This window comes from Aeromicrobium sp. (assembly GCF_036676885.1).
Taxonomy (GTDB): Bacteria; Actinomycetota; Actinomycetes; order Propionibacteriales; family Nocardioidaceae; genus Aeromicrobium.
On sequence record NZ_JAKFCB010000320.1, the window covers coordinates 1 to 10,168 of the forward strand.

Sequence of the window (10,168 nt, forward strand, 5' to 3'; positions counted from 1 at the left end):
GTGAAGCCGACCTGGTTGTTGACGATCAGGTGGATCGTGCCGCCGGTGCGGTAGCCGCGCAGCTGCGAGAGGTTGAGCGTCTCGGCGACGACTCCCTGCCCGGCGAACGCGGCGTCGCCGTGCACGAGGACGGGGAGGACGGGGTATTCGGCACCGCGGTTGAGGCGGTCCTGCTTGGCGCGGGCGATGCCCTCCAGGACGGGGTCGACGACCTCGAGGTGCGACGGGTTGGCCGCCACCGAGACCTTGATCTTGTCGCCGGTGCCGGAGGTGAACTCACCCTCGACACCGAGGTGGTACTTGACGTCGCCGGAGCCCTGGACCGTGCGCGGGTCGATGTTGCCCTCGAACTCGCGGAACACCGAGCCGGCGTGCTTGCCGGCGATGTTGACCAGCACGTTGAGCCGTCCGCGGTGGGCCATGCCGATGCAGACCTCGTCGAGGTTGTCGGCCGCGGCCGCCTCGCAGATCTCGTCGAGCACGGGGACCGTGGTCTCGCCGCCCTCGAGGCTGAACCGCTTCTGCCCGACGAACTTGGTCTGCAGGAACGTCTCGAAGGCCTCGGCCTGGTTGAGCTTCTGCAGGATCCGCAGCTGCTCCTCGCGGGGCGGCTTGGTGTGCGGGCGCTCGATGCGGTCCTGGAACCAGGCGCGCTCCTCGGGGTCCTGGATGTGCATGTACTCCAGCCCGATCGTGCGGGCGTAGGAGTCGCGCAGGATGCCGAGGATCTCGCGCAGCTTCATGAAGCGCTTGTCGGTCTTGAACGATCCGGTGGCGAACTCGCGGTCGAGGTCCCACAGGGTCAGGCCGTGCGACGCCGTGTCGAGGTCGGCGTGGCTGCGCGGCCGGTTGTCGAGCGGGTTGGTGTCGGCCATCAGGTGGCCGCGCACGCGGAACGCGTGGATCAGCTCGAGGACGCGGGCCTGCTTGTGGACCTCGTCGTCGTGACTGACCGCGATGTCCTGGGCCCAGCGGATCGGCTCGTAGGGGATCTTGAGCGCGCGGAAGATCTCGTCGTAGAAGTTCTCCTCGCCGAGCAGCAGGGCGTGGATCTTCTTGAGGAACTCACCCGACTGCGCACCCTGGATGACCCGGTGGTCGTAGGTCGACGTCAGCGTCATCATCTTGGAGATCGCCATCTGCGCGAGGGTGTGCTCGCTGGCGCCCTGGAACTCCGGCGGGTACTCCATCGAGCCGACGCCGACGATGACGCCCTGCCCCTGCATGAGCCGGGGGATCGAGTGGTTGGTGCCGATGCCGCCGGGGTTGGTCAGGCTGACCGTGGTGCCCTGGAAGTCGGTGACCGCGAGCTTGCCGTCGCGGGCCTTGCGGACCATCGACTCGTAGGCCGCCCAGAACTCGGCGAAGCCCATCGTCTCGGCGGCCTTGATCGAGGGGACGAGGAGCGTACGCGAGCCGTCCGGCTTCTTGAGGTCGATCGCGAGGCCGAAGTTGATGTGCTCGGGCTTGAGCTGGTTGGGCTTGCCGTCGACGACCTCGAAGCCGGTGTTCATCTCCGGCATTGTCTTGAGCGCCTTGACGATCGCCCAGCCGATGAGGTGGGTGAACGACACCTTGCCACCACGCGCGCGGGCGAGGTGGTTGTTGATCACGATGCGGTTGTCGAACAGCAGCTTGACCGGGACCGACCGGACGCTCGTGGCGGTGGGCACGGCCAGGCTGGCGTCCATGTTGGCGACCGTGCGTGCCGCGGCGCCGCGCAGCACGACGTTCTCGACCTCGCCGGGGCCGGCAGCAGGTGCGTCAGCAGCCTTGTTGCTGGGCGTCGGCGCCGAGGTGGCCCGCGAGGTGGGGGCGTCGACGACGGGAGACGCAGTGGCAGGCGGATCGATCTGTGCCGGTGCGCCCACCTGGCTCTGCGCCGGGGTGACGGTCGCGGGCTTGGTCTTGGGCGCCGGAGGCGTCGACGACGTCGGTGCGGTCGGGGCGGGCGTGGGTGCCGCGGTCTCGACCTGAGCGGACGGCGCTGCGGACTGCTCATCGGGCTTGGCGGCCGAGGCCGACTGCGACGGCGTGCTCGCCGCGCCGTTGGGAGAGGCCCCATTGCCGGAGCCGTTGGCCAGCGCCGCGCCTTCGCCGGTCTCGAAGAACGTCACCCAGGTGGCGTCGACCGACGCGGGGTCCTGGCGGAATCGCTCATACATCTCTTCGACGAGCCACTGGTTGGTGCCGAAATCAGGGGTTGAATGGTCTTGTGAGGACTCGGCCACAGCCTCGATCGCCTCTTCCGAATTGTGTGCTGGCGCGTTTGCAAAAACTACCTTCAACAGGGTAACGCGACGGTCCATCGGCCTGCAGGCAGGTTCGGACCGGAATCCCCGGCATCTTCGCGGGATATTCGCGCGGTGGCACGGCAACGTGGCCGACATCACGTGCCGCGGGATCGCGGAGTGGGTCAACCGGCGATCAGGAGCTCTGGATCGCGACCCACGAAATGCCCGAATGCTGCCACCTCGGCGTCGAGTGCGCGGCGGACCGCGCCGGTGAGCCGTGGCGCACGGTCGACTGAGACCGCGACCTTCTTGGCGGTGATGGTGCGGCTCCATCTGCCGCTCAGCCGCCCGTCGATCATCAGCAGGCCGCTGCCTCGCATGACGTCGTCGACCGAGCCGTCGAAGGCGGCGTAGTCCTCGGGATCGCGCGCGTAGGAGATGTACTCGTCGAAGTTGGACAGCAGCATGACCCGAGGCACGTCCGCATCGACCGGTGCGTCGAGCGCCCAGTAGGCCTGACCCTCGACGTCGAGGGGTCGCAGCTCGGCGAGCTCGATCGCGCGGCGGCTCTCGGTCAGGGTCAGGCTGGTCCACCACGCGAGGTCCTTGTCGCGGAACGGTCCGTGCCCGCGCGCGTAGCGCCGGGCGCCCTCGGCCAGAAGCTCGTCGTACGTCCGGTCGGCCGTGGCGGGGGGCAGTGCGACGTAGGTGTGCTGCTTGCCCCTCATCGGCCCGTTGGCCGCGAGCAGGTTGATCTCGGCGTTCATCAGCTGGTGCACCAGGAACGTCCCGGTGGCCTGGAGTCCGGCGCCCTCGAGCGCGGCCGCCAGCTCGGCACGGGTGTGTGGCGCCCCGTCGGCAAGGGCCGCCTCGATGACCTCGGAGCCTTGGTCGATGAGGTGCGGGCTGAGGCCCAGCGCGGTCCAGCTCGAGTTCATGAGCTGCCGGATGCGCGGCGCGGTGAGGGCCATCAGCCAGTGGAGGTCGGCCGGGTCGACGAAGTGCCAGGTCGGACGCAGGATGTGCGTACGAAGGAAGTCGCCGCGCTCGAACGCCGCCTGGGCGTCCGACAGCGTCAGCCCCGTCGTGCGCCGGGCGACCGCCCACAGTGCCATGTCGTGCAGCTGCGACTGGACGCAGCCGAGGTGGCGTACGACGTCGACGGTGGTGTCGAACCGCGGCGATGCGAGACCTTGGGCGTGCAGGCGTCCGGGAACCGTTGGCTTCACGGATCCAGCATGGCGCACGACGCGGACGTTTCGGCGGGTCGATGCCCGAGGACTCGGTGCTCTAGGCTCGCCCTGACAAAAGACGATCAGCGACGCGAAGGTGGAGTTCGATGAGCACTGGGACAACCTCAGGACGCAACCGGCTCGTCGTGCCGGCAGCGGCGGGAGCGATCCTGCTGGTCGTCATCGTCGGCATCCTCCTCGTGCGCGGTGGCGACGAGGCTCCTGCGGAGCCCAAGGCGACGAAGGCCACGACGGCCGCGACCAAGGCGCCTCAGGACAAGCTCACGGGGTCAGGTGACGCTCCCGACGCGATCGCGGTCAAGACCGCCACGGTTGCGCGCGGGGCAACCGTGTTCGAGCTGGGCGCGGAGCTTCCCGACATCGACATCAAGAAGGTCGACAGCGTCAACCTCATGCTGGGCCAGGACGGCGGCAAGATCCTGTGGCGCGTGACGACCTTCCAGGACGCTCGCGGGGGATTCATCATCCCGCAGCTCTACCTCGTGAAGGACGGCGACGACGAGCAGTTCGCCTGCAGCGCCGGGATGCGCATCAGGGGATCCCAGCTGCGGATGAGTGTGCCGTTGGCCTGCCTCGACAACCCCGAGAAGCCCCTGCGGGCACGGCTCGAGATCACTGACCGCGATGGCGGCGAGGAGAAGACCTCGACCTCCAGGACGCTCAGCGCTCCCAAGCCGTAGCCCCTGCAGCTAGGGCGTTTCCATCGCCGCGTCGAGCGTGATGTCGACGCTGGCGAGGGCCTTGCTGACCGGGCACGCAACCTTCGCGGCCTCGGCAGCTTCGATGAATCCGGCCTCGTCGATGCCCTCGGCCTCGCCACGCACGGTCAGCACCACGGTGCTGATCGTGAGGCCCTTCTCCGGATGGATCTCGACCGTGACATCGGCCTTGACCTCCATCGTGAGCGGCGTGGCGCCCCGCTTGTTGAGGGCGCCGGCGAACGACATGGCGTAGCACGCCGAGTGCGCGGCCCCGATGAGCTCCTCGGGGTTCGTGACGCCGCCGCCGTCGTCGGACGCGCGCTTGGGGAACGAGACCTCGAACGTACCGAGGCCCGAGCTGGTGAGCTCGACCTGTCCTGAACCATCCTGCAGGCCGCCGTCCCAGGCCGTGCGAGCTGTGCGTGTGGGCATCGTGAACCTTCTTCCGTCTCGGGTGTGCTGTCGACGCTACTGGGGCCGGGCTGAACGCCGAAAGGCCCCGTCGCGGCTCAGAGGCCGAGCAGCTCCTGCGACACGTCCCAGAGCCGCTCGGCATTGGCCGGGTCCAGGGCGTACGGCGCGACGCCGGTCATGTCGGTGGTCGGCCGATCGACGACGACCGCCTCCTGGTTGTTGACGAAGTAGCGGCCGCCGATCCCCTCGAGCAGCGGGCTGGTCGCGAGCAGCACCGAGGTCGACGCGCCCTGCTCGGTCGTCTTGGCGAGCGGGTTCGACGTCCCTGCGCCGCTGTAGCGCTGCAGATTGGTGGCGATGGAGCCCGGCATCAACGAGTTGGCGGTGATCCCGTCGGCGACCCAACGCTTCGTGGCCTCGACCGCGAACAGCACGTTGGCGGTCTTGGACTGGCCGTATGCGGCCCACGGGTCGTACGGCATGAAGCGGAAGAACAGGTCGTCGAAGATCACCGGCGACCGGAAGTGGGCGCTCGAGCTGACCGAGACGATGCGCGCCCGGCCGGCCGCGGCGAGCGCGTCGTGCAGGCCGTACGCGAGCTTGAAATGACCCAGGTGGTTGGTCGCGAACTGCAGCTCCCAGCCCTGGTCGGTGTAGGTCTCCGGGGTCGCCATGATGCCCGCGTTGTTGACGAGGATGTCGAGCGGCCCGGCCCAGTCGGCGACGAACGCGTCAACGCTGTCGAGGTCGGTGAGCTCGAGGCGGCGCACCTCGATGGTGCCGCCGTTGGTCGTGGCCCGGATCTCGGCGGCGACCCTTTCGCCGGCCGTCGTGTCGCGCACCGCGAGGGTCACGTCAGCGCCGGCGCCGGCCAGCGCCCTGGCGGTCTCGACGCCGATGCCGGAGGCGCCGCCAGTCACGACGGCTCGCTTGCCGCGCAGGTCGATCCCGTTGACGACCTCGACGGCGGTCGAGTTGATGTCGAAGGGCGTCGTGATGCGATCCATACCGTCCAGCATGCCGGGCGTCTACGCGTGCGGGTAGTCGGGTGAGCGCTTCTGGAACGCCAGGATCTCCGGATTCTGCACGACGCCGTTGCGGATCTCGATCGCCCGTCGCAGCGTCTCGTCGGCGTCCCAGGATTCGGGGCCGGCGAGGACCTTCGGCACGTACGGCAGCAGCGCCTGGCTGATCTCCCAGGTCGCGGAGTTCCACAGGTATGACGGGCTGTGGTCGACGGCGTAGTAGGTCACGCCGTTGCCGACCGTGAACGTCGGCTCGTCGAACGACGTCGGCTTGGCCCACTCGAACCCCATGCCCTCGTCGCACGAGACGTCGACGACGATCGTGCCGGACGCCATCGTCGGCAGGTCGTCGTTCGTCAGGAAGGTCATCGGGGAGTTGGGGTTCTGCAGGACGCAGTTGACGATGACGTCGTGCTCGGCGAGCAGCGCCGGCATCGGGACCCAGCTCTCGTCCACGAACGCGCGGCTCTCAGCCGGGGATGCGGCCGGGTCGAAGTGCACGATGCGGGCCGAGTGGATCGGCGCGCTGACCGCGGCCACGCCGCGCTGCGTGAAGATGTCGACGTCGTGGATGCCGTGCGCGCTCAGCGCGGTGACCGCGCCACGCGCCGTGGCGCCGAACCCGATGACGGCGGCGCTGAGGCGGCGGCCGTAGTTGCCGGTCAGCCCGGCGATCTCCATCGCGTGCAGCACCGAGGAGTAGCCGGCGAGCTCGTTGTTCTTGTGGAAGACGTGCAGCAGGAAGTTGCCGTCCGGGCTCCAGTGGTTCATGACCTCCCACGCGATGAGGGTCAGCTTGCGGTCGATCGCGGCCTGCGTGAGCGCACGGTCCTGCACGCAGTGCGGCCAGCCCCACAGCGTCTGGCCCTCGCGCATCTCGAGCAGGTCGGACGGCTGCGGCTTGGTCAGCAGGATGATGTCGCAGCGCTCGATCAGCTCGGCCCGGCTCAGGATGCCGCCGACGAACGGCTTCAGCTCGTCGTCGGACCAGCTGAAGTGCTCGCCGTAGCCCTCTTCGAGGAACACGTGCGGGCGCTGCTCCTCGGTGAGGCGTTCGAGATGCCGGGGGTGGATCGGCAGGCGCCGTTCGTTCTCCTTGGCGGTGTGGGCGATCACGCCCAGGTCAAGCTGTTGCATGCAGACTCCAGACGAGCGGTCGGGCACCGGGGCCTGCTGCCCCGTGCCTTCCTCTGCTCGCAGACTACAGCGGCCGTTCGTTCGACCTCGACCGCCGCGGGGCGCTCGTCGGAGTCACCGCGCGGCAGGATCGGCGTCAGGCGGCGCGGGCAACTGATCGGCCGCTCGATCCAGGGAGTCTGTCCACGCTATGCGGGTCACCAGCGCCCGGTGGTCGCTGCCCGGCATGGCTCGCACGTCTGCGTCCGTTGCCTCCAACGGTCCGCGGATGAAGACGTGGTCGAGACCGAAGAGAGATGGCAGTCTCAAGCTGATGAGCCGGACGTTGTCCGATGACGGCCAGGTGGGCCGCCAGCCGAGTCCGGCATCGGCGCTGGCATCGCGATAGTCCGAATCCATCAGCGCTTGGAGCTGAGGGTGGTCCAACGTGGCGTTGAAGTCGCCGGCGACCATCGTCGGCCCGTGGGACGCTCGGGCCGCCGCGACGACGACGTCAAGATCGTTTGCCCACTGTGCGACGCCGTTGTTGGGTGCGATCGGGTGCACCGCAAGGATGCGTAGCGGGCCACTGCTGGTGGTCATCTCGGCGCCGAAGCCCGGAGAGCTGGTGTCGATCTCGGTGAGGTCGTGCAGCGGATTGTTCGCGAAGAGCATGATCCCGTCACGATCCGGCTGCGCTGCGCCAGCCCGATGACCCAGTCGCCGTCCGAGGCCGGCCTCGTCCAGCTCGACGAGGGCCGTGGGCGTGACCTCCACGAGGACCAGGACGTCCACGCCGTGGCGATCCACGGCATCGAGCACCGCATCCGGATCGGCCCGCCCGATGTGCAGGTTCGCGGTCATGACGACGAAACCGTCATCAGTGGCCGATCCGGGCGCATCCGCCAGGAAGGGCTTGGCGAACCACCACACGTGCAGGATGAGCAGCGACACGACCGCCGCCAGTGCCGAACTGGCGGTCGTCCGTGCCGAGCCGCGAAGTCCGTGGGACATCGCGACCAATGCGATCACCGCGAGGGTGTACGGGACGATCGCCACTGGTGTGCAGGCGCGAAGGATCACCCACCAGAGGCTGTCGCCAGGCAGCAACCGCGTGATCGTGACTGCGAGCGCCGGGAGGACCAGCAACGAAGCGATGACACCCGAGATGATCCAGGCCACTGGCATGTACGACCGCGTGGTGGACAGGTCAGACCCCCCAGCGACGCAGGGTGACTTTCGCGTTCCGCAGGGCCATGACCTCAGCCCGCAGGTAACGCCGATGACCACCCATGGTCCGGACCACCGTGAGATTTCCCTCGTCGGCCCACTTGCACACGGTCTTGGTGTGCACATCGAATATCGCGGCAACTTCCGCAGGCCTCATCAAGACATCGGGCTGATTGACGACCTTCATCTCAGACCAGCTCCGTGCTGGTGCGTGGTGAGGCCGCAACGCTCTCGGAAACGACTCCGTGTGGACCTTCGCGCGCAGTCCGTGCGCGACGGTGGTGCGGACTTGTCACTGTTGGCCATGAATAGCTCCCCTGCTGCTGGTTCCTGAGCTGAATGTCCTGTCCTGGGCCATCGCTCTCGCGGCGGCGCGTCGGATATCGAGAACAATGCATCGGTCCGCGACAGCCCGGGCGAAAACCTCGAACTCCTACGGGTGTCCGCAGTCACCCGGAACGACAGGATGTGGGACTCCGCAACTGGCTTCGGCTCTCCGCCATCGGTAGGGGAACGTGGCCGCCTCAGAGGTGTGGCGGAGCGCCGCCCGGAGGTGAGCCGTCGCCGGGGGCGCCGGCCCCCGTGAGCATCGCCACGAGCTGGGCTCGGGAGTGGACCCGGAGCGCGCGGTAGATGTGTGTGAGCCGCAGCTCGACAGTGCGGACTGACACGAACAGCTCTTGGGCGATCTCGCGGTTGCGCAGACCCTGCAGGACCCGCATCGCGACGTCCCGTTCGTCCTGGGTGAGCTGCTCGAGCCCCCCGGCGCCGTCGCTCCCCGCCATCGTCGACGTCGCACGTGCAGGCACGAGCTGGTCCGTGCGTGCCGCCCAGGCATCGGCTCCGGAAGCCTCGAACGCCGTGACGGCAGCCATACGTGTGCGCCGGCTCTCGACCGTCATCCCGAGCTCTTCCTGGCGGATCGCCAGGCACCTCAGCGTCCGGCCGAGCTCGTACGGCAGCTCGTCGCGGCCGAACTCCTTCACGGCAGCGTCGAGCAGCGCGAGTGAGGGTCGGCCGGGCTCGATGAGGGCCCGGCAACGCATCAGCGCCAACTCTCCCCACCGCGATCGATGTGACGAGAGGCGACGCTCGAGCGCCGCGACGGTGGCCGCCGCCTCCTGCTCGCGACCCGTCATGACGCACACTTCGGTGTAGTCGGCCCAGTGACGCAACAGGGTCGGGTTGCGGAACCGGGTCGAGGCGGCGCTCACCTGTCGCAGGTCCATGACGGCCGCCTCTGCGTCGCCGGTCAGGAGACGCAGGGCGCCGCGCAGTGCGATGGCGCGTGCCCGAAGCGATTGGCTCGCCTCGATCGACGCGATCTTGATGCACTTCTCGATGAGCTCCTCTGCCTCGTCCATCTGGCCGAGCGAGTAGGCGTACCAAGCCTGCACGTAGACGAACGCCGATGTCGTGTGGGTGAGCGACGGGCCCGGGCCCTCCGACGGGTCCGAGGCCGCGCGGGCCAGCCGGAACTCATTGGCGTTGATCTCGTTGCGGATCGTCCCGTACGTCGCAAGGTCGTGACGGAGCGTGTAGCGGCTGGACGGATGGTTCAGCACGACGGTGAAGAGCTGCCTCGCGTCGGAATAGGCCTCGCGCGTCGTCATGGCGTGTGCCCGCAGCAGTAGCAGGTCGGCATCTGCTGTGATCGGGTCGTCGAGCCCGACAGCAGGAGGAGTGGCGATGATCGACGTGCCCTCCACACCGTCGACGATGTCCCTGATGGCCAGAAGCTTGAGCCGCGTCGGCTCCGACACGTCGTCGGCGAGGAGCAGGGCCTGGTTGACCAGACGCCGGGCCTCCTCGGTCTCCCACCGCTCCAACCGGAACACGGCACCGAGGCAGAGCATGTAACACGCACCCTCGGGATTGGCGTCGGCGAGGTACTTGGGGATCCACCAGCCCTGGACCGCGCCGTCCGACAGCGCCACGGCGGCGCCGACGAGCTTGCCCTCCTCGAGGCCGCGGTTGACGACGTCCGGCAGCAGGTCGACCCAGCCTTCCGGCGCCAGATCCGGCTCGCCCTTCTCGATCATCGAGGTGATGGTGGGAACGGTGTCACCGACGATGACATCGGCGTTGCAGCCATAACCCTCGCCCAGGATGATCTTGTCCAGGCTTGCCAGGACCTCGGCGCTCTGCCAGTTCATGCTGGCGATCGTCACGTCGCCGCATTCGGCGTTTGCCGC

9 protein-coding genes are annotated in these 10,168 nt (G+C 68.4%); 1 reads left to right on the plus strand and 8 read right to left on the minus strand.

Annotated features, from left to right (window positions below):
- A partial coding sequence (locus V6M46_RS14855) for a multifunctional oxoglutarate decarboxylase/oxoglutarate dehydrogenase thiamine pyrophosphate-binding subunit/dihydrolipoyllysine-residue succinyltransferase subunit (RefSeq protein ID WP_332666504.1) occupies positions 1 to 2,165 on the minus strand: 2,165 nt, incomplete at its 3' end.
- Positions 2,166 to 2,416: 251 nt separating this feature from the next.
- Entirely contained in the window at positions 2,417 to 3,463 is a 1,047-nt protein-coding gene (locus tag V6M46_RS14860; RefSeq protein ID WP_332666506.1) for a winged helix DNA-binding domain-containing protein, read from the minus strand.
- Between the two features lie 110 nt (positions 3,464 to 3,573).
- Between V6M46_RS14860 and V6M46_RS14865 the strand changes: the two genes are divergently transcribed.
- Complete coding sequence (locus tag V6M46_RS14865) at positions 3,574 to 4,167, plus strand: hypothetical protein (protein WP_332666508.1); 594 nt, start codon at positions 3,574 to 3,576, stop codon at positions 4,165 to 4,167.
- 9 nt (positions 4,168 to 4,176) lie between these two features.
- Here the strand turns inward: V6M46_RS14865 and V6M46_RS14870 are convergent, their stop codons facing one another.
- From V6M46_RS14870 to V6M46_RS14895, 6 genes are all read right to left on the minus strand, one after another.
- Positions 4,177 to 4,620 (minus strand): OsmC family peroxiredoxin, encoded by a 444-nt coding sequence (locus V6M46_RS14870; RefSeq protein ID WP_332666509.1) that lies wholly within the window; start codon positions 4,618 to 4,620, stop codon positions 4,177 to 4,179.
- Positions 4,621 to 4,697: 77 nt separating this feature from the next.
- A complete protein-coding gene (locus tag V6M46_RS14875) occupies positions 4,698 to 5,609 on the minus strand; it encodes an SDR family NAD(P)-dependent oxidoreductase (protein ID WP_332666511.1) in 912 nt (303 codons plus the stop codon).
- Positions 5,610 to 5,630: 21 nt separating this feature from the next.
- Complete coding sequence (locus V6M46_RS14880; RefSeq protein WP_332666513.1) at positions 5,631 to 6,764, minus strand: N(5)-(carboxyethyl)ornithine synthase; 1,134 nt, start codon at positions 6,762 to 6,764, stop codon at positions 5,631 to 5,633.
- Between the two features lie 114 nt (positions 6,765 to 6,878).
- Positions 6,879 to 7,931 carry an endonuclease/exonuclease/phosphatase family protein gene (locus V6M46_RS14885; RefSeq protein ID WP_332666515.1) on the minus strand — a complete coding sequence of 351 codons (1,053 nt, stop codon included), beginning with the start codon at positions 7,929 to 7,931 and terminating at the stop codon, positions 6,879 to 6,881.
- A 22-nt stretch (positions 7,932 to 7,953) separates the two neighbouring features.
- Positions 7,954 to 8,160, minus strand: coding sequence for a BldC family transcriptional regulator (locus V6M46_RS14890; protein WP_332666517.1), 207 nt, complete (start codon positions 8,158 to 8,160; stop codon positions 7,954 to 7,956).
- 337 nt (positions 8,161 to 8,497) lie between these two features.
- A partial coding sequence (locus tag V6M46_RS14895; protein WP_332666518.1) for a glycine betaine ABC transporter substrate-binding protein occupies positions 8,498 to 10,168 on the minus strand: 1,671 nt, incomplete at its 5' end.

Coding starts and splice junctions, on each gene's coding strand:
- V6M46_RS14880 (WP_332666513.1), bottom strand. CDS start 6,764: ATGCAACAGCTTGACCTGGGCGTGATCGCCCACACCGCCAAGGAGAAC.
- V6M46_RS14885 (WP_332666515.1), bottom strand. CDS start 7,931: ATGCCAGTGGCCTGGATCATCTCGGGTGTCATCGCTTCGTTGCTGGTC.
- V6M46_RS14890 (WP_332666517.1), bottom strand. CDS start 8,160: ATGAAGGTCGTCAATCAGCCCGATGTCTTGATGAGGCCTGCGGAAGTT.
- V6M46_RS14875 (WP_332666511.1), bottom strand. CDS start 5,609: ATGGATCGCATCACGACGCCCTTCGACATCAACTCGACCGCCGTCGAG.
- V6M46_RS14865 (WP_332666508.1), top strand. CDS start 3,574: ATGAGCACTGGGACAACCTCAGGACGCAACCGGCTCGTCGTGCCGGCA.
- V6M46_RS14870 (WP_332666509.1), bottom strand. CDS start 4,620: ATGCCCACACGCACAGCTCGCACGGCCTGGGACGGCGGCCTGCAGGAT.